Annotated in this window: 23 protein-coding genes; 7 read left to right on the top strand and 16 right to left on the bottom strand. The window is 66.4% G+C overall.

The genetic code is table 11. The features are described from left to right. Positions 1-3: 3 nt before the first annotated feature. From FHJ30_RS01180 to FHJ30_RS01165, 4 genes are all read right to left on the bottom strand, one after another. Entirely contained in the window at positions 4-813 is an 810-nt protein-coding gene (locus FHJ30_RS01180) for an SDR family oxidoreductase (protein ID WP_139027439.1), read from the bottom strand. Positions 814-833: 20 nt separating this feature from the next. Continuing rightward, complete coding sequence (locus tag FHJ30_RS01175) at positions 834-1,253, bottom strand: hypothetical protein (RefSeq protein ID WP_139027438.1); 420 nt, start codon at positions 1,251-1,253, stop codon at positions 834-836. Positions 1,254-1,343: 90 nt separating this feature from the next. After that, entirely contained in the window at positions 1,344-1,793 is a 450-nt protein-coding gene (locus tag FHJ30_RS01170) for a hypothetical protein (RefSeq protein WP_205677026.1), read from the bottom strand. A 162-nt stretch (positions 1,794-1,955) separates the two neighbouring features. Next, positions 1,956-2,726 carry a class I SAM-dependent methyltransferase gene (locus tag FHJ30_RS01165; protein ID WP_139027591.1) on the bottom strand — a complete coding sequence of 257 codons (771 nt, stop codon included), beginning with the start codon at positions 2,724-2,726 and terminating at the stop codon, positions 1,956-1,958. A gap of 246 nt (positions 2,727-2,972) precedes the next feature. Here FHJ30_RS01165 and FHJ30_RS01160 point away from each other — a divergent pair, with 246 nt between their 5' ends. From FHJ30_RS01160 to FHJ30_RS01150, 3 genes are all read left to right on the top strand, one after another. Beyond that, positions 2,973-4,616 carry an ATP-binding protein gene (locus FHJ30_RS01160; protein WP_139027437.1) on the top strand — a complete coding sequence of 548 codons (1,644 nt, stop codon included), beginning with the start codon at positions 2,973-2,975 and terminating at the stop codon, positions 4,614-4,616. An 18-nt stretch (positions 4,617-4,634) separates the two neighbouring features. Next, entirely contained in the window at positions 4,635-6,176 is a 1,542-nt protein-coding gene (locus FHJ30_RS01155) for a bifunctional diguanylate cyclase/phosphodiesterase (RefSeq protein WP_139027436.1), read from the top strand. Between the two features lie 166 nt (positions 6,177-6,342). After that, positions 6,343-7,404: an EAL domain-containing protein gene (locus tag FHJ30_RS01150; RefSeq protein WP_228405011.1), complete on the top strand. Its 1,062-nt coding sequence runs from the start codon at positions 6,343-6,345 to the stop codon at positions 7,402-7,404. 68 nt (positions 7,405-7,472) lie between these two features. Here the strand turns inward: FHJ30_RS01150 and FHJ30_RS01145 are convergent, their stop codons facing one another. Then, positions 7,473-7,682 carry a DUF6480 family protein gene (locus FHJ30_RS01145; protein ID WP_139027435.1) on the bottom strand — a complete coding sequence of 70 codons (210 nt, stop codon included), beginning with the start codon at positions 7,680-7,682 and terminating at the stop codon, positions 7,473-7,475. Positions 7,683-7,822: 140 nt separating this feature from the next. On the opposite strand from FHJ30_RS01145, the gene FHJ30_RS01140 reads away from it, so the two are divergent. Further along, positions 7,823-8,290 (top strand): hypothetical protein, encoded by a 468-nt coding sequence (locus FHJ30_RS01140; protein ID WP_139027434.1) that lies wholly within the window; start codon positions 7,823-7,825, stop codon positions 8,288-8,290. Positions 8,291-8,296: 6 nt separating this feature from the next. On the opposite strand, the gene FHJ30_RS01135 is transcribed toward FHJ30_RS01140, so the two are convergent. The 7 genes from FHJ30_RS01135 to FHJ30_RS01105 all read right to left on the bottom strand — a co-directional run bounded on the left by FHJ30_RS01135 (position 8,297) and on the right by FHJ30_RS01105 (position 14,549). Then, on the bottom strand, positions 8,297-9,100 hold the full coding sequence (locus FHJ30_RS01135) for a glycerophosphodiester phosphodiesterase (RefSeq protein WP_240793537.1): 804 nt from the start codon (positions 9,098-9,100) through the stop codon (positions 8,297-8,299). 34 nt (positions 9,101-9,134) lie between these two features. Then, a complete protein-coding gene (locus FHJ30_RS01130; protein ID WP_139027432.1) occupies positions 9,135-9,383 on the bottom strand; it encodes a hypothetical protein in 249 nt (82 codons plus the stop codon). 124 nt (positions 9,384-9,507) lie between these two features. Next, entirely contained in the window at positions 9,508-10,326 is an 819-nt protein-coding gene (locus FHJ30_RS01125; RefSeq protein WP_171058875.1) for an HAD family hydrolase, read from the bottom strand. A gap of 51 nt (positions 10,327-10,377) precedes the next feature. After that, positions 10,378-11,619 carry an acyl-CoA dehydrogenase family protein gene (locus FHJ30_RS01120; protein WP_139027430.1) on the bottom strand — a complete coding sequence of 414 codons (1,242 nt, stop codon included), beginning with the start codon at positions 11,617-11,619 and terminating at the stop codon, positions 10,378-10,380. Positions 11,620-11,635: 16 nt separating this feature from the next. Beyond that, a complete protein-coding gene (gene ribA / locus FHJ30_RS01115) occupies positions 11,636-12,307 on the bottom strand; it encodes a GTP cyclohydrolase II (protein ID WP_139027429.1) in 672 nt (223 codons plus the stop codon). A gap of 59 nt (positions 12,308-12,366) precedes the next feature. Further along, complete coding sequence (locus FHJ30_RS01110) at positions 12,367-13,212, bottom strand: IclR family transcriptional regulator (protein ID WP_139027428.1); 846 nt, start codon at positions 13,210-13,212, stop codon at positions 12,367-12,369. Positions 13,213-13,295: 83 nt separating this feature from the next. Further along, positions 13,296-14,549, bottom strand: coding sequence for an aminopeptidase P family protein (locus tag FHJ30_RS01105; RefSeq protein ID WP_139027427.1), 1,254 nt, complete (start codon positions 14,547-14,549; stop codon positions 13,296-13,298). Between the two features lie 451 nt (positions 14,550-15,000). Here FHJ30_RS01105 and FHJ30_RS01100 point away from each other — a divergent pair, with 451 nt between their 5' ends. The 3 genes from FHJ30_RS01100 to FHJ30_RS01090 all read left to right on the top strand — a co-directional run bounded on the left by FHJ30_RS01100 (position 15,001) and on the right by FHJ30_RS01090 (position 19,221). Then, on the top strand, positions 15,001-16,101 hold the full coding sequence (locus FHJ30_RS01100; RefSeq protein WP_139027426.1) for an S-(hydroxymethyl)mycothiol dehydrogenase: 1,101 nt from the start codon (positions 15,001-15,003) through the stop codon (positions 16,099-16,101). Continuing rightward, positions 16,101-16,721, top strand: coding sequence for an MBL fold metallo-hydrolase (locus FHJ30_RS01095; protein WP_139027425.1), 621 nt, complete (start codon positions 16,101-16,103; stop codon positions 16,719-16,721). Before FHJ30_RS01100 ends, FHJ30_RS01095 begins: the two co-directional genes overlap by 1 nt. 145 nt (positions 16,722-16,866) lie before the next feature. Then, positions 16,867-19,221 carry an FdhF/YdeP family oxidoreductase gene (locus FHJ30_RS01090; protein WP_139027424.1) on the top strand — a complete coding sequence of 785 codons (2,355 nt, stop codon included), beginning with the start codon at positions 16,867-16,869 and terminating at the stop codon, positions 19,219-19,221. 101 nt (positions 19,222-19,322) lie between these two features. Here FHJ30_RS01090 and FHJ30_RS01085 read toward each other — a convergent pair whose 3' ends face one another. The 4 genes from FHJ30_RS01085 to purU all read right to left on the bottom strand — a co-directional run bounded on the left by FHJ30_RS01085 (position 19,323) and on the right by purU (position 24,918). Beyond that, positions 19,323-19,571, bottom strand: coding sequence for a hypothetical protein (locus tag FHJ30_RS01085; RefSeq protein WP_139027423.1), 249 nt, complete (start codon positions 19,569-19,571; stop codon positions 19,323-19,325). A 143-nt stretch (positions 19,572-19,714) separates the two neighbouring features. After that, positions 19,715-21,286, bottom strand: coding sequence for an HNH endonuclease signature motif containing protein (locus FHJ30_RS01080; protein ID WP_139027422.1), 1,572 nt, complete (start codon positions 21,284-21,286; stop codon positions 19,715-19,717). A 128-nt stretch (positions 21,287-21,414) separates the two neighbouring features. Further along, positions 21,415-23,922, bottom strand: coding sequence for an FAD-dependent oxidoreductase (locus FHJ30_RS01075; protein ID WP_139027421.1), 2,508 nt, complete (start codon positions 23,920-23,922; stop codon positions 21,415-21,417). Positions 23,923-23,961: 39 nt separating this feature from the next. Beyond that, positions 23,962-24,918 carry a formyltetrahydrofolate deformylase gene (purU, locus tag FHJ30_RS01070; protein ID WP_139027420.1) on the bottom strand — a complete coding sequence of 319 codons (957 nt, stop codon included), beginning with the start codon at positions 24,916-24,918 and terminating at the stop codon, positions 23,962-23,964. Between the last annotated feature and the right edge of the window lie 36 nt (positions 24,919-24,954).

The following is a 24,954-nucleotide window of genomic DNA, read 5'->3' as shown; positions in this document are numbered from 1 at the left end:
AGGCTAACCTTCGCGCCACTCGTGGCTGGTGATGTGCGAGCCGGCCTGCGGCCCCATCTGCAGCATGCCGCCGTCCACCGCCCAGGAGGCGCCGTTGACGTAGCTGGAAGCGGGCGAAGCCAGGAAGGCGATGACGGCCGCAATTTCCCGGGCATCACCGGGCCTGCCCAAGGGCACGCCGGGCCGGTCCTTGGTGGTGGGGTCCTCGTCCTCCTGCCCGGTCATGGGAGTGGCGATCTCGCCCGGCGCCACGCTGTTGGCCGTGATGCCGTGCTCTGCAAGCTCGAGCGCCAGTGTCTTCATCAGGCCGCCCAGGCCGTGCTTGGACGCATCGTAGGCGGACGCGCCCACCCGCGGCTGGAATTCATGCACGCTGGTGACGGCAACCAGGCGTCCGCCCTTGCCTGCCTGCACCATGCGGCGGGCCGCGGCCTGGAGGCATACGAAGGCCCCGTTGAGGTTGGTGTCCAGCGTTTGCATCCAGGTGTCGACGTCCAGGTCCAGGAATTTGGTACCGTCGCCGGTCCCGGCATTGTTGACGAAGACGTCCACTCCGCCCAGCTCGTCCGCGAGTTCGTCGATGACGGCTCCGGCGGCGCGAAGCTCTGTGGTATCCAGCCGGCGCACCACCGCCTTGCGTCCGAGCTGGCGGATTTCCTCGGCCGTGCCTTCGGCCCCGTCCTTGTCGGAGTGCCAGGTGACGCCTACATCCATGCCAGCCCTTGCAAGCGCGACGGCGGTGGCCTTGCCGATGCCGGAATCTGATCCGGTAACGATGGCGGTGCTTGGGGCAAATCCTGCGGTGTCCTGCATGGTGGCAGCCTTTCGTTGGGTCAAGCCGGGCGGCGCAGTTCCGGCGCCGGGGGGTATTCGCCGTCCTGGGAAGATTCAGGCTCTTCGGGCACGGCCATCAGTGGGACCGCAAAGGTCACCACAGGGCGGCCTTCCGGATCGTCGGCGGCCCGGACGGTCAGGCTTCTGGTTCCGGGGGGCACCGTAGGGGTGAACACCTGGAGGTTCCGCGACCCCAGGGTGGCGGAATCCCGGAACGAGTACTCCGTGCCGAAGTGGTCCTGGAGGATGATCCGCGGCTCCGTAGCGCCGTCGGAGGCCAAGTGGATATTGACCACCAGTCCGGCGGACCAGATCTCGACGGACAAGACGGTGAACTCCGTGGAGTGGGTGACGTGCTGTCCGTAGGTGGGCGGCAGCAACATCCCGCGGAGGGAACCGGAGGGAATGAGTTCGCGCATGGTAGTTCCTGTAAGTTCTGCGTCCGCCGTCGGCGAAACGGCGCCGGCTTCATGGGCCGGTGCTGGGCTGGCGGCGGAACGGTACGCGGCTCAGGCGTCTTCGCGGCCGGGATTCTCCAGCCGGAAGAAGTTTGACTGCTGGCCGTCGCTGCGTTGTTCCTGATAGATGAAGTTCAGCCCGCGGGAGTCGAAGGTTTCAAACCATTCCTCCCAGCTGATGTGGCGGAGCTTGTCGTTTTGACCACCGAAGTCGATGCGCAGCACTCCCAGGTGGTCACCGTGTTCGGTGCCTTCCACCGTGGCCGGAACGCCGTCGCGCTCTTCGGCCCACTGCCGGATGACTTCGTGGTGCGTGGTGGCCAGGCTCCGGCCCTCGCGCTCGGGTTCGTCCTCCGTTGAGGTGACCTCCTGTGAATACTTGAGGGATTTGGATGATTCGGGGCCGGTCCGGACCTTGCCGTCATCAGGCCCGGCACCGAGATCTTCTTCGTCACGGCCTGCGCCGGCGTCCCGCGTGTTGTTGCCTTTGTCCTGCACCATGATGGCTATCCCTTCCCCTGAAGCTAAGTAGTAAGTTTACTTACCATTCAGCCTCCCAATCCACTGCGTGTCAAGGGTTTCGGCTGCAGTCCGATGGAACGCCGGAACGGGATGTGAGTGCAGAAAGGGGCGACCCTCCGGGCGGGAAGGGCGGAGCCGCGCCTAGTCCCTGGGGCGCAGCACGGCGAAGTACCCCGGGACCCGGCTCTTCCCGCCTACGCCCGTCATGGGGTGTGTTTCGATGGCCACTTCCCCGTCCTCCAGGAGCTCCCACTTCTCCGGCGGAAGGGCCCGGGAACGCTCTTCGGGACCGAAGTGGCCGGGCATCGGCAGCCCGCGGATGGCCCGTTCAAGGGGCGCGGGGATGCCCTGCGTGGTTGCACCGAGGTGGGAAACGTACTCAACGGGATTGCCCTGGAAGTTCGTTTCGGCAAGGAATATGGTGCCCCGGCTTCCGGCCATGAGCCGCAGGTTTTCCACCAGCGCCTCCTGGTCGGCCCTGTCCAGCACGTGGAGCACGCCCCGGATGAAGACGTTTGCGTCCATGCCGCCGGCAAGGCCCCTGCCCGCGCCCGGCGCGGTCATGTCCCGGGCCATATAGCGGACGGCGCCGGCGCTGCCATGCGTGGCTGCCTGGGCGCCGGCGTGGGCTATGGCTTGCCCGGAAACATCCACGCCTATGACTTCAGGGAACACTCCGGCCAACGCACGGGTAAACCTGCCGTGGCCGCAGCCCACGTCCACCACGGGAAGTTCAGGGTCGAGGTGGCGGAGCAGGACGTCCTTGTAGCCGTAAAATTCATCGTCCGTCCCCGAGTCCCAGAGAACCTCGCCCCCAGTTCCGGCCCCCCTAATGCCGGCCCAGTACATGTCCCATGCCTGCGGCCGGTCCTTCGGAGCCGAGCGTGACAGCCGGATGAGCTTCGGGACCATCAAGTACTTCTGCACAGTGGACCGCAGTGACTTTGCCGGGAAGGACTTCGAGGGGGAGGGCACGGATCAAATATAGGGGCCGGTCAACCCGGCGGCGCGATCTGCCGCCTTATTGTGGCCTGTATGACCCCCGGCCAGCCAATTTCCGTGCCCGTCAGGGCCATGGAACCAATCCATGTCTTTCCCGTGGAGCCGCCCGCCCGGCGTGACCATACAATGTACTCAACTGGGAGGGAAGGGGACACTGTGGCGGTTGACACGCCGAGTGACTTGCGCGCGCCGCGCACCGCCGTCGTGGCAGACCCCGATGACGCGCGGCTCGCGTCCTACGCCAAGGCGCTGCGGGATGCAGGGTACTCAGTCCTGTGCGCGCGGGACGCTGACGGACTTGCTGCTTCCCTGGAGAAATGCCGTCCTTCCGTCGTGGTGGTTGATGCGTCTTTGTCCGCCGTCAAGGCGGACGCGCCGGTCCTTGTGGTGGTGGACCTTGACGATCCCGCAGAGCTCGCCGCCATGCAGCCGACCGGCATCCACGACTGCATCGCGAAGCCGCCCGCCCCCCGGGAACTGGCCTACCGCGCCACTGCCCTTATCGACACGGTGGCCCGGCGGAACGCCGCCCGGCAGGAGACCGAGGCGCTGCGCGAACAGCTCCGGCAGGTCTCTGCCGCGGTTCGGGCCACGAACGACCCCCAAGAGATCGCCCGCCATGTGGTGGCAGGTTTCGGCCGGACGTTCAAGGCCGACCACGTCTGGCTGACCACGTTCGAGGACAGCCGGGTTCCCCGTATCAACGCCGCCTGGAGCAGGCCCGGGCTAAAGCCGCTCCGCGAGCAGGCCCTGCCGGACGAGCAGGATGCCCGCCACGCAGCGGACCTGCTGTGGGCCGGCACCGAGACCTCGTCCTCACCCGGCGCGGAGGACCTGACAGCGGGTGAGGCCGCTTCGCCGGGCATCGCCGACGCCGTCTCCTCCTTGGCGGTGCCCATGGGCGAGGGCAGTTCCTCGCTGGGCATTATCTGGATTGCGATGATCGACCAGCCGCGGACCTGGTCCGGGACCGAACTGGGGCTCATCCAACACGTGGCGGGCAACGCGGCGCACGGACTGATCCAGAGCCACCTGATCAGCAGCCAGCAGCAGGTGGTGAAGCAACTGCAGCAGCTGGACAAGGCCAAAACCGATTTCCTGGCCACCGTCAACCATGAGCTGCGGACGCCGCTGACGTCCATCATGGCGTACCTGGACATGATCCAGGAAAGCACCGAGCAGCCCGTTTCGCCCGAGGTCCACCAGATGCTGGACATCGTGGTCCGCAACACCGAGCGGCTGAGGATCCTGATCGAGGACATGCTGAGCGTCTCACGCAACGGACTTGATGACAGCCTGATGCACCTCACCCCGGTGCGGCTGGGACAGACCCTGGACCTGGTTGCCGCAGCACTCCGGCCGCTGGCCACCCTGCAAAACGTCACCATCGCCGTGGAGCAGGTTCCGGAGGACCCTGAGATCCTTGCCGACGAGGTGCAGCTGCAGCAGGTGTTTACCAACCTGGTCTCCAATGCCATCAAGTTCACCCCCAGCGGAGGGCGCATCCAGGTGGGGAGCGAGTCGCACGCAGCAGCCGACGGCACGCGGTGGGCCACCGTCAGTGTGGCGGACACCGGCATCGGCATTTCGAGCGACGAGATCGACCACGTCTTCACGCGGTTCTACCGGGCATCAAACGCCATGTCCGGCGCCATTCCCGGCACAGGGCTGGGGCTGGCCATCACCAAGGATATTGTCTCCCGCCACGGCGGCCGGATCGACGTCTCCTCAATCCTGGGCGCAGGGACCACGGTCACGGTCAGCCTCCCCCTCGACGCTGAACGCAGCCGGGAAAACTGAGCGGAATGCAGGAATCCGATGTTTGCGGATAACGACCCGCGGCTCTCCCAGCTCCTGGAAGGCATCGTGCGGCTGGCGTCCGGAGACCTCACCTCCCGGATCGAGGTTTCGCCGGCACGTGATGAGCTGGATGCCATCATCATGGGCACCAACCTGCTGGCAGAGGACCTGCAGGTCATCTACGAGGAGCTTGAGCAGCGGGTGCAGGTCCGGACCCAGCTCCTGCACGAGGCCCATCTCGAGATGCAGAAGATGGCCATGCAGGACCCGCTCACGGGCCTGGCAAACCGCTCCGCCCTGATCGACGCGCTGAGGGCCGCCCTCGAGGCCCGCTCCGAAGAAGGCGAAAGCCCGGTCCTGCTGATGATGGACCTGAACGCCTTCAAATCCATCAACGACAGCCTGGGCCATTCCACCGGGGACCACGTCCTGATCACCGTGGGGGAGCGAATCCGCAGCGCCGTGCGCGAATCCGACGTCGTTGCCCGCCTCGGCGGCGACGAGTTCGCCATCGTCCTGCCGTCGGCCACCCCTGACCAGGCCGGCATCGTGGGCCACCGCATCCTGGCCGCCGTGGGCCAGCCCATTGAGCTGCCTGAACGCAGCTTCCGCTGCGGTGCCAGCATCGGGCTCAGCGCCGGCGAGCCGGGCAAGTCGCCGGAGGACATGCTGATGGAGGCCGACGTCGCCATGTATGCGTCCAAGGCCGAAGGCCAGAGCAAGCTGCACCGCTTCGAGCCGGGGCTTCTGCTGGTCCGCAGGCTCCGAAGCCAGCTGGTGGAGGATCTGCGTGCCGCGATCAGCAGCGACGGCCTGACGCTCAACTACCAGCCGGTGGTGGAGCTGGGCACGGGCCGGATCGAGGGCGTGGAGGCCCTGGTCCGCTGGAACCACCCGACCCGCGGCTTGATCATGCCCGACGAATTCATCCCGCTGGCGGAAGAAGCCGGGCTGATCTCCGAGCTCGGGCTGTGGGTGCTCCGGACGGCTGTGCACCAGCTCCGCGAATGGGTCAACGCCTCCGTGGTGGACAGCCGGTTCTCCGTCCGGATCAATATTTCCGCCACGGACCTGCAGAGCCTGCAGTTCATCGAGGACGTCAGGAGCGTCCTGAAGGAAACCGGCGTCCAGCCGGACCAGGTGGTGCTGGAGCTGACGGAAGTCGCCATCGTCAAAGGCAACGATCTGGACCGGTACTCGCTGGGCGGGCTGCGGGGCTTGGGTGTGGGGATCGAGATCGACGATTTCGGCACCGGCTACTCGTCCATCAGCTACCTGCGCCGGCTCCCCGTGGACCGGGTCAAGGTGGACCGGTCGCTGATCACCGGGCTGGGAACCGATCCCACGCAGCCCGCCCTGGTGGCAGCGGTCCTGCAACTCGTCCGCGCTTGTGGCCTGGAAGCGGTGTGGGAAGGCGTGGAAACGGCAGAGCAGGCGGAGCTTCTCCGCGGCCTCGGCTGCCTCAGCGCCCAGGGCTATTTCTTCAGCAGGCCGGTCCCTCCCGAACAGATTCCGGAATTGCTGGCGAAGCAGCCAGAAAGCGCGAAGCGGAAAGGCTGAAACTACTGCGCTTTTGTTCCCTGCGATATACGATCGTGGTGCGGTGTCTGCGGTTTTCGTCGCCGCGAAAATCAATGTTGGACAGGGCACCGGACTTTAAAGGCGTTTACAAATTGAACAACAAAGGGCCACTGGGTCATTACTTCGTCAACTGGGGGCGTAGCTAATGTCGGTTCGACTACAGGCATGGGGAATTATCGCCGCTGTACTGGCGGACACGGATCCGGCCGGAGCGGCTGTCCGGCAGCGCCTGAGCAACAGGCTGGATGAAAATCCCGGAGTGCCCGAACGGGCCCTGCTCGAATACCTCCTTGAAACCCGGCGGAGCGACGCCAACACGGTGGAAACGCTGGAAACCGCCAGGGAGATGCGCCTCACCCCGGCCGTCCCGCCTAAGGTGGCGGAGCAAATCGACGCGATCCGCAGCATGTCCCGCATCAGCGCCCTGCTCGAGAGCCAGATGTTGATGACGGCCTTCCAGCCCATCTATGGCCTGGAAGAAAAAATCGTGGTTGGAGTCGAGGCGTTGTCCCGGTTCGTCAGCGACGACGGTGCCGCCGCTGAACTGTGGTTCGCTGAGGCAGCCGCTGTGGGGCTGGGAGCAAACCTGGAATTCTCGGCACTCGGATCTGCGGCCGCCGCAGCCAAGACACTTCCCGAGAACCTGTTTGTGTCCCTCAACATCTCGCCCGATTCATGCCTTGACCCCCGGCTGCCGGAATTGTTCGAGCACATCGAGCTTCCCATCAGCCGTGTGGTGCTCGAACTGACCGAAACCGTCAAGGACGAGGAATACCCGCAGTTCATTGCCGCCATCAATCCGCTGCGCGACCAGGGTCTGCGCATTGCCGTGGATGACACCCATTCAGGGGCGGGGGCATTGAGCCGGATGGTGCACCTCCGGCCCGACTTCCTGAAGGTGGGCCGGAACGTCATTGGCGACGTTGACAAAGACGGCCTCCAGCGCGCCCTGGCAGCCTGCCTGGTGGACTTCGCGGACCAGATCGGCACCTCCCTTGTGGCTGAGGGCATCGAGACCGTCGGGGAGCTCAAGGTCCTCACCGAACTGGGAATCACCGCCGGGCAGGGCTACCTCCTCGGCAGGCCCTCGGTCCGGCCGAAGGACTGGGCCAGCTGGAACACCCGGCTGGACCTGGACGGGATCAACCGCCACCTGGCGGAACCCGGGCAGGCGGCCGGCACGCCGCACACAAACGAACCGCACTGACACAGCCCGCACTGGCTGCCGGCCCGCCGGATGCAGTCCGGCGGGCCTGCCAAGCCTCACCAGTGCCGCTATTCGCTGTGGCCCTGGTCCCGGCTCATCTGGTCCTCAGCCGGCGGCGTCTCGCCCGGGGGCACTCCCCCGCCCGGCTCCAGGCCGGTGACGTTGCCTTCCGCAGGGTCCGGGTTCGGCGAGCCCGCAGACGCCTCGCTGCCGCGCCCGGGGTCCTTGCCCGGCTGGTCAGGGTTCGCTGGGTCGTTTTCCGGATGGTAGCTGCTCATGGTGCATGCGTCCTTCCTGCCCGGCCGGGGTTCCTTGCCCCGGCTCTGGACTAATTGTAAGCATGCTGATAATTCTGGAAGGGTAATGCTCCGGGCATCCGCTGGGGTGCCCGGCACGCGAGGTCGGAAGGAGCAGTCACATGGGTATCGGCGACAGCATCGGCAAGGCAGCGGAAAACGCCATGGAGGATCTGGCGGGGACATCCAAGCCCACGGAGAAAACACATGTTCCTGATCCCACGGATCCCAACGATGACGTGGAAGTGCACTCCTCTTTGAGCGAGGGATCCAACGCGATGGAAGCGGAGAAGGAAAAGGCACCCGGACTCAAGACCGGCGCCGCCCCCGGACCCGTATCGGCGAATCCGTTTGGCGGTGACGAGGAGGCCGGCAGTCCGGAAGGCGGCAGCGGCACGGGCGGCAGCGGCACAGCGGACCAGGACGACGACGGCCTGGCCGGCAGTGCCTCCGCCCCGGAAGGCGGTGGGGGTGTTGGCGCGGGCGGGGTTCCCGGGCCGGGCGGCCTGCCGGAGTCCAATCCCGACGAGTTGCGGGCAGACCCTTCCGAAGGGGACCAGGACCCCTCAACCAGCACCGGCCGCGGGTAGCTCACATCAGCCGCGCGGCCACTTTCCGCGTTCCAGCAGGACCTCGCGGAGCAGGTCCGCGCGGTCGGTCACCAGCCCGTCCACGCCCAGGTCAAGGAGCCGGTGCATCTCCTCCGGATCATTGATGGTCCAGACATGGACCACCAGGCCCAGGGCGTGGGCGCGGCGAACAAACCCGGGCGTCACCACTTCCACCCTGCCGTAACGCACCGGAACCTGGAGGGCGTGGACCCCGCGCAGGTTCAGGCGCATGCCCCACCTGAAGACCGGCCCGGGGAGCAGCGGGCCCAGCACGGTGAACAGGCCAACCGAAACCACACCGGCGGACGCAGCCACCGGCTGGCTCAGCAGCTTCAGTACCGCCCGCCGGCGCCGGTCCGAGAAGCTGGTCAGCAGCACCCGGTGGTGCACCTGGTGGTATTCGATGCCGGCGGCGATGCTGCGTACGGAGTTCCAGTCCTTGACGTCCACGTTCAGCCGGACGTCGGGGAGCTCCACGAGGAGCTCGTCGAACCGCGGGATGGGCTCGCGCCCGCCGATGCGCACCTCGGAAACCCTATGGGCGGGAAGCTCGGACACCTTCCCGCTGCCGTCGGTGACCCGGTCCAGCGTCTCATCGTGGAAGAGGAACACCACGCCGTCGGAAGTGGTGTGGACATCGGTCTCGAGGTACCGGTAGCCGAGCTCGACCGCGGCGCGGAACGCGGCCATCGAGTTCTCCAAACCTTCGCGTGAAAACCCGCGGTGAGCCATGGCGATGGGCAGTAATGACCCGTCGGCATCAGCATGCTCGAAGAAGGGGAGGGCCACAATGCGAGCGTACCCCAGCCGGGGCCGGCGGGGATCAGCCCTCCTGGAGGACTATGTCCACGCCGTCGCTGCAGTGCAGCAGCGTCCGGCCCCGCCCGCCGTCGAAATCGATCCAAACCGCCGAATGGTCGGCGGTGACGGCGTCCACCAGGCCGCTGGCCTCGAAACCCGGGACCAGGAGGACGCGGACCCGGTCGCCCTGCCGCAGCTTCTTCCAGTGCGGAGCGGGCGCGGCCTCGCGGAGCGGCGCCTCCACAGTTCCATGCTTCGCTTTTCTTCCCATTGCTTCCCCCTGTGCACGAACGGAGAGGTTGGGCTCTCCGCCTCCAACGTTAGGGAGCAAAGGTGAACGCGAGGTGAGCGCCAGCTGTGTAAACGGCGCAGGTGCCGCCATTGCCGCAGCCGGGTCAGGAAAGGTGGACGCCCAGCGAGGCCAGCCGTGCCTCCAGGACCTGGGCCACGCCGTCGTCGTCAAAACGCGGTGCCTGCCGGCCTGCCGCCCGGATCGCGTCCGGGTGGCCGCTGGCCATGGCATAGCCGTGGCCAGCCCAGCGGAGCATCTCGATGTCATTGGGCATGTCTCCGAAAGCCACCACGTCCGCGGCGCCGATTCCCAGGCCGGCCGCGTATTCCGCCAGGGTGACGGCCTTGTTGACCCCGGGGACCGCGAGCTCAAGCATGGACACCCCCGGGGATGAGTGCGTGGCGGATGCGAGGTGTTCGACGGCGGGAGCCACCTCCGCGAGGAAGTCGTCGGCGGTGCCTTCGCGGACAATGGCCAGGAACTTCACCACGGCATCGTCAGTCGCCAGCGTCCGCGCAAGCGGCGCCGGGGTGAATTCGGAGAGGAGTTCGCTGGAGCCGTTTTCGATGAAGCCGGGCTCCAGGTGGAACCCGGTGAGCGTTTCGGCGGCGAACAGGGCGGCGGGCCGCAGCCCCTTGATGACGCGGCGCACCTCCAGCACGGCGTCAATGGTCAACGTGCGGGCAGACACCAGCTGGTCCGCCTCAAGGTCCCAGACCACGGCGCCGTTGGAGCAGATCACGGTGCCCGTATGGCCAAGCTGGTCCTGCAGCGGGTGCAGCCAGCGCGGCGGCCGCCCGGTGACAAAAACGAGTTCGACGCCGGCCTCCCGGCATGCGTGGAAGGCGCGGACGGTGCGGTCGCTGATTTTTCCGTCGTGGCCGAGGATCGTTCCGTCAATGTCGCTTGCTACCAACCGCATCATGCCAGTCTACGTGGCTGTCCGGTGCGGTTGGCGTGGCTCCCGGCGCCGCTAGAAACTGGAGACGGTCAGGCCCAGGCCAAGGAGCCCCCGGCCCGCCTGTTCCAGGATGGGATCGGTGGCCAGCGTCGGATGGTTGAGCAGGACGCCCAAATCGCGCTGGATCCGCTGCAGCGGATGCGAAAGCCGGTGGGCGCCCCCGCCGGAGCCGGCCATGGCCAGGTTGACAGCCTGGGCGGCAGCCTGGCCGCTGAGGGCAAAGGACAGCCGGTGCTGCGCCCTTTCGTCCTCCGTCATGGTCCTGGGCTGCCGCCGGTGGGAAGCGGCCACCAGCCGCAGCGCCTCCATCCAGTGCAGCCGCGCTGTGGCCACCAGGCCGTAGGCCTGGGCAAAGCGCGCCTGTGCGAGGGGCGAGTCCGCCTGGCGGTTCTCCGCGGTGTTCTTGACCTTGCGCCGGAGCATCTGTTCCCGGAACAGCTCGAGGGCGTGTTCTGCGGCTCCCAGGGCGGCCGAGGGCGCAACGATGTTCAGCAGCGTGCCCATGGGCGTATTGATGATGGGGTCCGGATGAATGCGGCTGCCGGGGTTGTCCTCGCCCGTCAGCAGGGTCCAGGCCGCCGCCCGGTGGGCAGGCACAAACAGTTGCTCTGCATGGATGTCATTGCTTCCGGTGCCCCTCAGGCCTGCGGTGTGCCAGGTGTCCACTACCTCCACATCACCGATGGGGACCAGGCACTGCAGGCGCACCCCGTTGTGTTCCACGGCCAGGAGCGCCCACTGGGAGTGCAGCACACCGGAAGCGAAGCTCCAGCGGCCGGTGATGAGGTAACCGCCCGGCACCTCCTCGGCAAGCCCGGCAGGCGCGCCGGTGGCGGCGGCCAGGGGCGCCGGGCCGTCCGCGAACACCTCATCCTGTGCCGCTTGCGGCCAGCGCGCGAGCATCCAGACATGCTCGGCCAGGTGCCCGGCGTTCCACGCCGTCGAGGGGCAGCCCCGGGCTAGCCGCCGCACCACTTCACCGTAGGTTTCCACGCCCATGCCGTAACCGCCGACGCCGGTGGGCGCGAGGATCTTGAAGACGCCGGCCTCCTGCAGCTCCAGCAGCGTATTGTCCGGGAGGCGCCGCTGGTTCTCGGTTTCCTCCGCCCGCTCCCTCAGCCCCGGAACCAGCGCATCAACCCTGGCGAGCAGTTCCTCATGCGTGGGGATCCGCGCGGGGACCATGGCTGGCTTCGGCGCGGCGGATTGAGGGAGGGTGGACACGGCGTAAACGTCGTCGATATGGATTGTCATGGCTGTCCCGCCCGCCTCAGGCCGCAAAGTCCAGGGTATGGGCGGTGTGGTCCCGCTTGGCGGCCAGGTAGGCACGGTTCGCCGGAGACAGGTGGACTCCGGTGGGAACCTGTTCGGTGACCTCGATGCCCAGGGCCGTCAGCTGTGCCGTTTTGTCAGGATTGTTGCTGAGGAGGCGGACTGACGTGGCACCCAGCGCAGCGAGCATCTGGGCAGCGGCCGTGTAGTCCCGTTCGTCCTCGCCGTGGCCCAGGGCCACGTTTGCTTCGTAAGTATCCAGGCCTGCGTCCTGCAGCGCATAGGCATCGAGCTTTGCGTACAGACCGATGCCCCTGCCTTCCTGGCGCAGGTACAGCAGGAACCCGCCGGTTGCCGCGATCTCCTCCACCCCTTCGCGCAGCTGCGGGCCGCAGTCGCAACGCTCGCTGCCGAACACATCACCCGTGAGACATTCGCTGTGAAGCCGGACAAGCGGCGCGGACTGCGCCGACTCCCGGTGGAGCAGGGCCTGTTCCCAGCCGCCGAGTCCAAGCAGGAGGTGCTCCTTGCCGTCGGCGAGCCCATGGAAGGTGAGAACGTCGGCGGTTGCGGTGTAGCCGTCCGGAAAGCGCAGGGGAACGCTGACCCGGCTGCGCACGGTGGCATTACCGAGCCGGTGGCTGACGTGCTGTTCGCTGGTTACGGTCATGTCGGGTCCTCAGGCGTTAGTTGAAGTTTCAACCTAACGATACCCGAGGTTACTTGAACCTACAAGCTTTTGTTTCGGCCCTGCCGCTGGCCCGGGGTTTCCCTGTCTTCGCGTGGCCTCCCGCCGAGGCGGGCAGTGACTTTGGCAGCCGCGGCAGCACATGACTCCCCCAGCGCCTGGAGCCGCTCCGTGGACACCCGGAACCGGGGCGCCGGGATGAGGACGGCAGCCACCGCCTCGCCGCGGTGGTCGTAGACGGGGGCCGCGAGTCCCACCTCATCGATGGAGGTTTCCCCGTAATTGACGGCCCAGCCGCGCCGAAGGTCATCCTTCAACCGGACCAGATAGGCGTCCAGGCTGGATGCGTCCAGGCCCGGGTAGGCGACAGCACCGCTGCTGAGCAGGGAACGGACCCTTTCCTCCGGGAGCTGCGCAAGGAAAACCTGCACCGAGGCGCTGAGGGCATCGTTGTACCGGGCTCCCAGTGGAGTTGTGTGCTTGATCTGGTGATGGCTGGCGATCTGCTCCACGCAGATGGATTCATCCCCGCTCCACACCATGAGTGCACTGGTTTCGCCAGTCTGCTCGGACAGCTCCCGCAGCACCGGGTAGGCCACGCGGCGCTCCTCAAGTTCGGCGAGGAGCGGCCCGGCGACGGCGATCAGGCCCAGTCCCAGCCGGAAGCGCCGCGTCTCGGCGTCCCGCTCCACCAGGTGCTCCTGTTCAAACGTGGCCAGGATCCTGGAGACGGTGCTTTTGTGCAGCCCCACTCGGTTGGCAATCTCAGTGACGCCCAGGAGGGGCTCGTCCGCCGTGAAGGTCCGGAGGACGGCGACGGCGTTCACGATCACGGACGCGCCCTTGCTGTCGCCGCTGCCTGCCGTCTCGGATTCTGTTGCGCTCATGGTCCTACCCATCATTCCCTAATGGAGGCCGAAAAGCGGCGCCACCGTGCGGTGGCGCCGCTTCCCGTGCCTGAGGCTGGGGATCAGGCTCCGATGATGTTGTATTCGGGGCCGAACGGGAACTTGGTGATGTTCTCCGCGCCGTCCTCGCCCACCACCAGGATGTCGTGTTCGCGGTAGCCGCCTGCGCCGGGCTGGCCGTCGAGGACCGTGATCATGGGTTCCATGGAGACCACCATGCCCGGCTCCAGGACCGTGTCGATGTCCTCGCGGAGTTCCAGCCCGGCTTCGCGGCCGTAGTAGTGGCTGAGGACGCCGAAGGAGTGGCCGTACCCGAAGGTGCGGTTGGCCAGCAGGCCGTAGCCCACGTAGATCTCGTTCAGCTCCGCGGCGATGTCCTTGCAGACGGCGCCGGGCTTGATGAGTTCCAGGCCGCGCTTGTGGACCTCGACGTTGATGTTCCACAGTTCCAGCGACCGGGCGTCCGGCTCGCCGTAGAACAGGGTGCGCTCGAGGGCGGTGTAGTAGCCGGAGGTCATGGGGAAGCAGTTCAGGGACAGGATGTCGTGTTCCTGGATCTTGCGGGTGGTGGCCCAGTTGTGGGCGCCGTCGGTGTTGATGCCGGACTGGAACCACACCCAGGTGTCGCGGATCTCGGAATTGGGGAAGGTTCGGGCGATTTCGTGGACCATGGCCTCGGTGCCGATCAGCGCCACCTCGTATTCGGTGATGCCGGCTGTGATGGCGTTCCGGATGGCCTCTCCGCCGAGGTCTCCGATGCGGGCGCCGTGCTTGATGACCTCGATTTCCTCGGTGGACTTGATCATGCGCTGGCGCATGGCGGCCTGGGCCACGTCCACCAGGGTTGCGGACGGGAAGGCTGCCTGGATCTTGTTGCGGTTGTCCAGCGGGAGTGAATCGTCCTCGACACCGAGCCGGCGCGGGTTGATGCCGCGGGTCCGCAGGACTTCCTGGATGGCGAAGATGTAGTTGTCCCGGCGCCAGTCCGTGTAGACGATGTTGTCGCCGTAGCTGCGGCGCCAAGGCATGCCGGCGTCGATATTGGCGGTGACGGTGACGGTGTCATCCTTGGTGACCACCATGCCGTAGGAGCGGCCGAAGGTGGTGAACAGGAAGTCGGAGTAGTACTTGATGGAGTGGTAGCTCGTGAGGACGACGGCGTCCAGTTCCTTCTCCGCCATGATGCGGCGGAGCCCGGCAATCCGGCGCTCGAACTCGGCGTCGGAGAAGGTGAGGCTGACTTTTTCGCCGTTCTTGAGGATCTTGGTGCGCTCGAGTTCGGCGACGGAGGTGGCGTTCTCGGTTGTGATGGTCATCGCGGGTGATGCCTTTCTGTTGTGCTTCTCGAAGCGAAAGCGAAAGAGTTGCGTTTGACGCAACGCTGTTGCACCAGAGTAAGCGTGAGCGACACCACAGTCAATGGGTCCTTGACCTGTTGGCGGCGTAATCTGTTGCGCTCCCAGAAGTTGCGTTGCACGGAACGGAGATTCCACATTCAGAAAGGGGCAGCAATCCCGGCACCGCGGCTGGCAGTTTCCGTTGACACGCCCCACGGCGACTGGCATATTTCGACTAAGCGCTATGCGAATCCTGTTGTGCATTACGCAATTGACGCGGATGCGGCAGGGGGTTCAATGCGGCCCACGCACCGTCCCTTTGGTGCCGGGGACCCACCCCTTTGGGTAGCCGTCCGGAGGAGCCGTAGCTCCTAGACTTGATAGTCGCGTCGGGGATTTTCGTCTGGCCAAGGAAAGGAACACAGGAAACATGGTTCACAGAGTCAAGGCAGTGATTGCCAAGGAAAAGAACGCCCCGGTGTCGGTGGAGACCATCCTGGTGCCGGATCCGGGCCCGGGCGAGGCGCTGGTGGACATCCTCACCTGCGGCGTCTGCCACACGGACCTTCACTACAAGCAGGGCGGCATCAACGATGACTTCCCCTTCCTTCTCGGCCATGAAGCAACAGGTGTTGTGTCCGCCGTGGGCGACGGTGTTACGTCGATCGCTCCCGGCGACCGGGTGATCCTGAACTGGCGCGCCGTGTGCGGCGAGTGCCGGGCCTGTGCCAAGGGCCAGCCGCAGTACTGCTTTAACACGCACAACGCCACCCAGAAGATGACCCTTGAGGACGGTACGGTCCTCTCCCCCGCGCTGGGCATCGGCGCGTTCGCGGAAAAGACGCTGGTTGCCGCCGGGCAATGCACCAAGGTGGACCCCGAAGCCGATGCGGCCGCCGTCGGGCTGCTCGGCTGCGGCATCATGGCCGGCATCGGTGCCGCCATCAACACCGGTGAGGTCAAACGTGGCGAGTCCGTGGCAGTGATCGGCTGCGGCGGTGTTGGCATCGCCGCGATCGCCGGCGCGAAGCTTGCCGGGGCCACCACGATTATCGCGGTGGACATCGACGCCAACAAAGTGGAAATGGCAACGTCCCACGGCGCCACGCACGGCATCGACTCCAGCAAGGAAGACCCCATTGAGGCCATCCGCGCCCTCACGGGAGGCCACGGCGCAGACGTGGTGATTGACGCCGTCGGCCGCCCCGAAACCTACAAGCAGGCGTTCTACGCCCGCGACCTCGCCGGCCGTGTGGTCCTGGTGGGCGTCCCGACGCCGTCCATGAAGCTGGAACTGCCGCTGCTGGACGTGTTCGGCCGCGGCGGATCGCTGAAGTCCTCCTGGTACGGGGATTGCCTCCCCTCCCGCGACTTCCCGATGCTCGTCTCCCACTACAAGCAGGGCAACCTGGACCTGGACGCCTTCGTCTCCGAACGCATCACCATCGACCAGGTGGAGGAAGCGTTCGAGAGGATGCACGAGGGCAAAGTCCTCCGCTCCGTTGTCGAACTGCCGGTGGCGGGTTCCTGATGGGCGTCCGGATCGAAAACCTGGTCACCTCGGGAACGTTTTCGCTCGACGGCGGCACCTGGGACGTGGACAACAACGTCTGGATCGTGGGCAATGACGAAGAGTGCGTCATCATCGATTCCCCGCACGACGCCGCCGCGATCATCAGCCAGGTGAAGGGCCGGAAGGTCCTGGCCATCCTGCAGACCCACGCGCACAACGACCACATTGGCGCCGCGCGCGCGGTAGCTGACGCTGTGGGCGCACCGATCTACCTCAACCCCGAAGACCTGGTCCTCTGGGAACAGGTCTACCCGGACACCAGGCCGGACCGGGAACTGCACGACGGCGACCTCTTCGAGGTGGCGGGGGCAACCCTGCGGGCCATCCACACCCCCGGCCACTCCCCGGGATCCACGTGCTTCTACCTGGAGAGCGAAGGAACGGTCTTCACCGGGGACACGCTTTTCAACGGTGGCCCGGGCGCTACCGGGCGGTCCTACAGCGACTACCCCACCATCCTGGCCTCCATCCGCGAGCGGCTGCTCACCCTCCCGCCGGAAACGGTGGTCCGCACCGGCCACGGCGACAACACCACCATCGCCGCCGAGCAGGAAACCCTGGCGAAGGTGGCGCAGTAACCGCAGAAATCAACTAAGGTGCCAACAAGGCGCGCCAGGAAAAACCTGGCGCGCCTTCATGGCGCCACGAGCAGGGCCAGCAGTCAGCAGGAACGAGCAGGGCAACAAGACAAGCAGGACGTATGCCGGTTAGGAAGTTGGAACGATGAAGTTCGGTAAGCAGCCCGCCCCCGACGCGGACATCAACGAGGACAACCTTGAGGTCCACAAGCCCAAGACCGAGGCAGCGGGCGTCAAGGCCGTGATGGTGGCGCTGGAGCGCGCGGTTGCGCAGGCCGGCGTGGCCCGGACGGCGCATTCATTGCTGCGGTTGAATCAGCGGGGCGGATTCGACTGCCCCGGCTGCGCGTGGCCGGAATCGGACAGGAAGCGCAAGGCGGCGGAGTTCTGCGAGAACGGCGCCAAGGCGGTGGCGGAGGAGAATACGCTCCGCACCGTGGGCGCCGAGTTTTGGGCCAAGCACTCCATCGCCGAGCTTTCGACGAAGACGGAGTACTGGCTGGGAAACCAGGGCCGGCTGAGTGAACCGATGGTGATCCGGGCCGGCGAGACCCACTACTCACCGATCTCGTGGGCCGATGCTTTCGAGCTGATTGGCGAGCACGTCCGGGCTTCAACTCCGGACCGCTGCGTCTTCTACACCTCCGGGCGGACCGCGAACGAGACCGCGTTCATGTACCAGCTCTACGCCCGGGCCATCGGCACCAACAACCTGCCGGACTGCTCCAACATGTGCCACGAGTCCTCGGGTTCGGCCTTGAACCCGACCATCGGCATCGGCAAGGGCACCGTTTCGCTCGACGACATCCACGACTCCGAGCTGATCTTCGTGGTGGGGCAGAACCCCGGCACCAACCACCCGCGCATGCTCTCCGCGCTGAAGGAATGCAAGGACAAGGGCGGCAAGGTGGTGGCGGTCAACCCGCTGCCCGAGGCCGGCCTGTTCAACTTCAAGGACCCGCAGACCGTTTCCGGCGTGGTGGGCGGCGGCACGCCCCTCGCGGACGAGTACCTGCAGATCAAGGTGGGCGGTGACCTGGCGCTGTTCCAGGCGCTCGGCCACCTGCTGCTGGCTGAGGAAGAGCGCAACCCGGGGACCGTCGTCGACCATTCCTTCATCGACGCGCAGACGGACGGGTTCCACGCCTACCGCCAGGCGCGCGCCGAACTCGACTGGGCGGAAACGGAGAAGGCCACTGGCCTGACCCGGGCCCAGATCGAAACCGTGGCCGGGATGCTCATCAAGTCCAAGGCCACCATCTTCTGCTGGGCCCTCGGCGTGACGCAGCAGCCGCACTCGGTGGACACCATCAAGGAAATGGTCAACGTCCTGCTCCTGCAGGGCAACTTCGGCAAGCCCGGCGCCGGGGCCTGCCCCGTCCGCGGACACTCCAACGTCCAGGGCGACAGGACCATGGGTATCTGGGAAAAACCCAAGGAATGGCTCCTCGCAGCGCTGGACACCGAGTTCGGGATTACTTCGCCACGGCACCACGGGTACGACGCCGTCGAAGCCATGGAAGCGTTCGAACGCGACGAGGTGGACGTGTTTGTGTCCATGGGCGGCAACTTCTCCCTGGCCTGCTCCGACACCGAGACCCTGGAAGCCGGGATGCAGCGAATCGGGCTGACCGTGCACATTTCCACCAAACCCAACCGCTCCCACATCGTCCACGGCCGCACCTCGCTGATCCTGCCCACGCTGGGCCGGACGGACAAGGACGACAAGCACCCCAACGGCGCCCAGTTCCTCTCCGTGGAAGACTCCATGTCCGTGGTCCACTCCACCCAGGGCCGCCTTGCCCCGGTTTCCGAGCACCTGCTCTCCGAGCCTGTGATCGTGGCCCGCATGGCCGAGGCCACGTTCGGTCCGGGCCACTCCGTTGACTGGAAAGCCATGGCCGAGGACTACGACGTGATCCGCGACCACATCTCCCGTGTCCTGCCCGGCTTCGAGGATTTCAACACCCGGGTGCGGACCAAGAACGGGTTCGTGCTGCCCAACCCGCCCCGCGACACCCGGTCCTTCAAGACCGACATCGGCCGGGGCCGCTTCACGGTCAGCCCGCTCGAATACCTCACCCCACCCGACGGCCACCTGGTTCTCCAGACCATCCGAAGCCATGACCAGTACAACACCACCTACTACGGCCTGGACGACCGCTACCGCGGCATCTCCGGCGGCCGCCGGGTCATCCTGATCCACTCGGAGGACCTGGTGGAGCTGGGTTTCAAGGACCGCGACCTGGTGGACGTGGTCAGCACCTTCCGTGGGCATGACCGGAAGGCGGACAAGTTCCGCCTGGTGGCCTACCCCACCGCCAAGGGCTGCGCCGCCGCGTACTTCCCGGAGGCCAACGCGCTGGTGCACAAGGAAAACGTGGCCCGGGAATCCAATACCCCCGGCTTCAAGGCCATGTTTGTCCGCTTTGTCCCGCACCTTGCTGAAGAGGCCGCGCAGGTTTCTTCAGAAGAGCTGGAACCGGCCGCAGCGGTGTAGTCTTCCACTCCCCTCGGGGGTCCCAGCCAGGCATTACGACGACGGCGACATCCGGCACGTGCCGGATGTCGCCGTCGCTGTTTTGGTCCCTGACCGGTTGCCTAGACCGGATTGTTGCCGTCGGGCTCGGCCTCGGGATCCAGGTCCTTGCCGTAGCCACTGGCCGAGGCGAGCCCGGCCACCTGTTGGCCGGCGTTGGTCTGCCCTGGCGTAAAAGCGCGGTCCGCTGCGCCCTGGGGTGCTGCGTCCTGGGGTGCTGCGTCCTGGGGTTCTCCCCCGGCCTCCGGCGCGACATCCTGCCGCAGGTGCTCATCGGACGGAACGTTCTCGGAAACCTGGTCATCAGCCATCCCAACAGCCAAGCACTGGGCGAGGCCCAGGGCAAGGGGCAGTCGGGCACCGGAAAGGCTGGCAGGTAAGCATCCAAGGCGCAGGGGCGCAGCGGCGCGAGTGAGGCCGTCTTGGTCCGGGCATGAACATTGCAGGGTGTCGTTCAGGCGGGTGGCGCGTGCAGGAACCGTTCGAGTGCTTCTTCTCCGGGCGAGAGCTTGAAATACATGAAGTCAGGAGGGTCGCCCGGTGACGGTCGTGGATGGTTGCGGCCTTTCTGAGGTGGTGCCAACTGCTGGGGCCACTGTGGTGATTCCCAGTCGTGGTGTTCAGCTTTGTAGTGCCGTCCGGTCGGTGAAGTCCAGCCCGGTGGTTCGGTTTTACTGGCCGGGGCGGGTTTCCAGCCGGTGTTGTGTTTGAGGCGGTGATGCTTCGGGCAGAGCTGGGCAAGATTGCTGATTCCGGTTGCGCCGCCGTGCTGCCAGGCCTGCAGATGGTCTGCCTCATTGTCCAGGGAGGGGTTGTTACAGCCGGGGAACGTGCATTTGCCGTCCCGCAGCTGCAGCGTCTTCTTCATGGCTTTGGTGAGGCGGTAGCTGGTCCGGCCGATCTCCAACGGGGCCCCGTCGCGGGGATCCACCAGTACCCTGTAGAACGAAGCAGCCCGGCCTTCGACGAGTTGGCGGGCCATGGACGGCGGGATGGAGCCGTAGCCGTCCAGCATCGCGGGTTCGTCAGTCAGGCCCATCAGGGAGAACACCGGCACCGTGACCAGGACCTGCGCCCCGATCCCCGAGGAATTGCCTGCACCGGTTCCTGGACCTGTGGCGTCACCGTTTCGGGGACCGGCTGTCGGGGCATTGCCGTCATCGGTTCCTGGACCCGTGTTCCCACTGGTCCCTGGGAGGGTGGCTGCTGGGCTGCTGGTGCCGCCGAGGAGCCATCCGGCATACAGGTCCGCCCGCAGTTGGGTGAGGGTCCGGTTCTCCTCCGGTCCCTGTGATTTCCGCGCGGTGGCGGTGAGCCTGTTCCAGATCGCCGTGGCCTGGTGGGCGGGCAGGTAGGCGGAGAGCCAGGCCATGCCGTCCTGGTCCGGCCGGTACTCGACGCGCCTGTCCGCGATCCCCTTGGCGTGGCGCTTCTCGATGGATTCGACGTGGTGGCGCTCCCGCCAGGTCCGGGCTTTGGCCTTGAACCGGTACGCCGGGATCTCCCCGATCACCGCGGCAGCAGGCGGCCTCGGCACAGCCGGGTCCAGGAAGTGTGCCTCCAGTGCCGCCGTGCCGGCCCGGTCAAGGGTGGCCGTTTCGTCCACCATCACCAGGGCGTGCTGCCAGGAAATCGTCCCGCCCTGCAATGCCGACAATGTCAGCGGCAGTTCCTTGACCAGGGAATGTGAGGCGGCCATGAACGCACCTGCCGCACGGGAACCAAGGGCCAGCAGGGCGCCGATTTCCGCGGCAATGGCCATCTCCTGCGCCTGCACCGGCATACCGGGAGCGGCGAGAGCGTGGGCGGTGTCCGCGTACGTCACGGCAGCACGGGCCTTCAAACCCGCGAACCCGGCCTCCACTTCCCGCACCCCCGCAAGGATGTTCAGGCACCCATCCGCCAGCCCCGCCAAAGGGTCAGCAGCCGAAAAGGGCTCCGCACCGCACCCATCCACCTCGGCGTTGAGCACAGCAAGAGCGGCCTTGATGTCCGCATATGCCTTCGCCACCGCTGCCTGCCCCATAAAGCCATCATGACAAGGGGGTCTGACATTTTAGGACCGGACCGTTCAGCCCCGCGGGATGGCCCGCACAGACGGAAAACCGGGGGCCGCCTCTTCGGCGACCCCCGGCTAGTCCGGCTCAACCAGCGTTAGCCGCGGAGGCGCTCCATGCCCGGGTCGAAGAGCGGCTCCGGGGTGACAGTTGCGGCGATGCGCTTGCCGAAGTACTCAATCTCCACCGCGTCCCCTTCTGACACCGAAGCCGGCAGCCAGGCGTAGGCGATCGGCTTGCGGACGGTGTAGCCGTAGGCCGCGCTGGTGACGTATCCAACGGCTTCCCCGGCCACGTACACCGGTTCCTTGCCCAGCACGATGGACGTGCCGTCGTCGACCGTCAGGCAGCGCAGCGCACGCGTTGCGGGCTGCTCCTTGCGCTCAGCCAGGGCCTCTGCACCCACGAAGCCGGTCTTGTCCTTGGCCACCGAGAAGCCCAGGCCGGACTCGTACGGGTGGTGCTCGGACGTCATGTCCGTGCCCCACAGCCGGTAGCCCTTCTCGAGCCGCATGCTGTTGAACGCGCCGCGGCCGGCCGCGATGATGCCGTGCTCCCGGCCCGCCTCGAACAGCAGGTCCCAGAGCTTCAGCCCGTACTCGGCGGTGGTGTAGAGCTCCCAGCCGAGTTCGCCCACGTAGGAGAGCCGCATGGCCGTCACCGGGATGCCGCCCACCGAGATTTCCTTGGTGCGGAAGTACTTCAGGCCGTCGTTGGTGAGGTCGTCGGAGCTGACCTTGCCGATCACTTCGCGCGCCAGCGGGCCCCACAGCCCGATGCAGCAGGTGCTGCCGGTGATGTCGGAGACATGCACCCACTGGCTTGGATCGGCAGCGGACTGCTTCCGGGCCTCCACCCGGAGGTAGTCGAAGTCCACGTTGCTGTTGACGCCCAGCTGGAAGTCTTCCTCCGCCAGCCGTGCGACGGTCACGTCACTGCGGATGCCGCCGTCGTGCTCCAGCAGCAGGCAGTACGTCACGGCACCCGGCTTCTTGGCAATGTTGCCCGTGCTGAGCCGGTGCAGCAGCGCCTGCGCGCCCGGACCCACCACGGACAGCCGCTTCAGCGGCGTCATGTCGAAAAGTCCGACGGCGGTGCGCGTCTTCCACGCCTCCGCTGCGGAGATGGGGGAAGAGAACATAGCGGACCAGGAGTCCCGCTCCGGCGTCTGCCACTCGGCAGGAAGCTCCTCGAGCAGCCCGCGGTTGGCCTCGAACCAGTGCGGCCGCTCCCAGCCGGCGGACTCCAGGAAGAACGCCCCCAGTTCCTTCTGCCGGACGTTGAACGGGCTTACGCGCAGGTCCCGCGGGGATTCCCTGGGCTGCAACGGGTGCATCACGTCGTAGATCTCCACGAAGTTCTGCTGCGACGTCTCACTGACGTAGGCGTCGGAGGTCTGCACCTTCTCGAAACGGGTGAGCTCGCAGCCGTGCAGGTCCGCGCGGGACCGGCCTTCCACCAGCAGCTCCGCCATTGCCTTGGCTACGCCGGCCGAGTGCGTGACCCAGACGGCTTCGGCCACGAACAGGCCCTGGAGGTCGGGCGCTTCGCCCATGAGCGGGCCGCCGTCGGGGGTGAAGGAGAAGATGCCGTTGAAGCCGTCCTGGATCTCGGAGCCGCGCAGTGCCGGCAGCAGGTCCTGGCTGTCCTCCCAGGCGGGCAGGAAGTCTTCCAGGGTGAAGTCCAGGCGGGAAGGCATGCGGTGGTCCGACATTTCCTCTGCGGGGACCTTCGGCAAGGCGGACATGTCCACCGGCATGGGGCGGTGGGCATAGCTGCCGATGCCGATGCGGTCGCCCCATTCGCGGTAGTAAAGGTCCTTGTCCTGGTAGCGCAGGATGGGCTTGCTGGCGCCCTTGGGGAGCTCGTTGACGCCTTCGAGTTCGGGCAGCGGGGTGCTGATGGCGTACTGGTGGGCCAGCGGCAGCAGCGGGACTTCCAGCCCCACCATCTTGCCGAGTTCACGGCCCCAGAAACCTGCACAGGACACCACGATGTCCGCCGGGATAAGTCCGTTGTCGGTTTCGACGCCGGTCACCTTGCCGCCCTCCTGGGCGATGCCTGTCACCGTCGTGGAGCCGAGGAAGGTCACACCACGCCCGCTGGAGCGCTCAATCAGCAGCTGCACTGCCCGGGCGGCCAGGGCCACGCCGTCGGTGGGGATGAGCAGGCCGCCCAGCACTTCACGGCCGCCGGTCAGCTTGCCGGTGTTCAGGAGGGGGTAGATCTTCTCGCATTCATCGGCGTCGACGATCCGGCTTTCGACGCCCCAGGAGGTCATCACACCCATCTTGCGCTTGAGGTCGGCGAGGCGCTCGGGGGTGGTTGCCAGCTCCAGGCCGCCCACCTGGTTGAAGCAGGACTCGCCGTCCTTGCTCAGGGCCAGCAGCTTGTTCACTGTGTAGGTGGCGAACTCAGTCATGGTGCGCGACGGGTTGTTCTGGAACACCAGGCCCGGCGCGTGCGAGGTGGAGCCGCCGGCAAGTTCCAGCGGGCCCTGTTCCACCACCGTGATGTTGGTCCAGCCCCGGGCAGTGAGTTCGTCGGCAAGGTTGGTTCCGACAATGCCGGCGCCGATGATGACAACGCGTGGTGATGCGCTCATGGGTTTTGTTTCTCCTGTTTGGCTTTGCGGGCGTTGGCGTTAGCGGAAGACGACGGTGCGGGTGTTATTGAGCAGGACGCGGTGCTGGCAGTGCCATTTGACGGCCCGGGCCAGCGCCTGTGTTTCGGCGTCGCGGCCCACGGTTACCAGCGCATCCGCGTCCAGGCTGTGGTCCACCCGGAACACCTCCTGCTCAATGATGGGTCCCTCATCAAGGTCTGCCGTCACGTAGTGGGCGGTGGCCCCGACGAGCTTCACGCCGCGGTCGTAGGCCTGGTGGTACGGCTTGGCGCCCTTGAAGCCGGGCAGGAAGGAATGGTGGATGTTGATGGCGCGGCCGCGGAGGCTTTCGCACAGGTCGTTGGACAGGACCTGCATGTAGCGGGCCAGGACCACCAGGTCCGCGTTGTACTCGGCCACCAGTTCCAGCAGCCGGGCCTCGGCTTCGGGCTTGGTTGCTGCAGTCACCGGAACGTGGATGAAGGGCAGGCCCGCGGCCTCCGCCATGGGACGCAGGTCCTCATGGTTGGAAACCACGACGGCGATCTCCGCACCAAGGCTTCCGGCCTGCCACCGGAAGATGAGGTCGTTAAGGCAGTGGCCGAACTTCGAGACCATGATCAGCAGCCGCTGGGGCTTGCCGTCGTTGAAAGTGAAGTCCATGCCGAACTCGCCGGCGATTGGGGAAAACTCACCGGTGAGGCTGTCCACGTCGTGCGAGTTGAGGTCGCCGGCGGTGAAGGCCGTGCGGAGGTAGAGCTTGCCGCTGACGTGGTCGTCGAACTGCTGGTGCTCCACGATGTCGAAGCCGCGGTCCGCCAGGAAGGCCGTGACGGCGCGGACGATGCCGGGCTGCTCGGGGCAGGACAGGCTGAGGACGAACTGGGCCTGGCGGGTGGTGGGGCCCGCCGTGGCGGCGGCGGCTGCGGCGGTGCTGCTGGCAGGGGCGCCGACAGTGGCGCTGCCTGACGGGATGTTCTCGATAACGATGGTCATGGCGTGCTCCTAAAGTGTGGGTGCCGGTTTGATGGC

It is taken from the genome of Arthrobacter sp. BB-1 (assembly GCF_006151685.1).
In the GTDB taxonomy this organism is placed as follows: Bacteria; Actinomycetota; Actinomycetes; order Actinomycetales; family Micrococcaceae; genus Arthrobacter.
The sequence above is the reverse complement of the archived record's forward strand: the minus strand, read 5'-3'. Positions and strand labels throughout refer to the sequence as shown.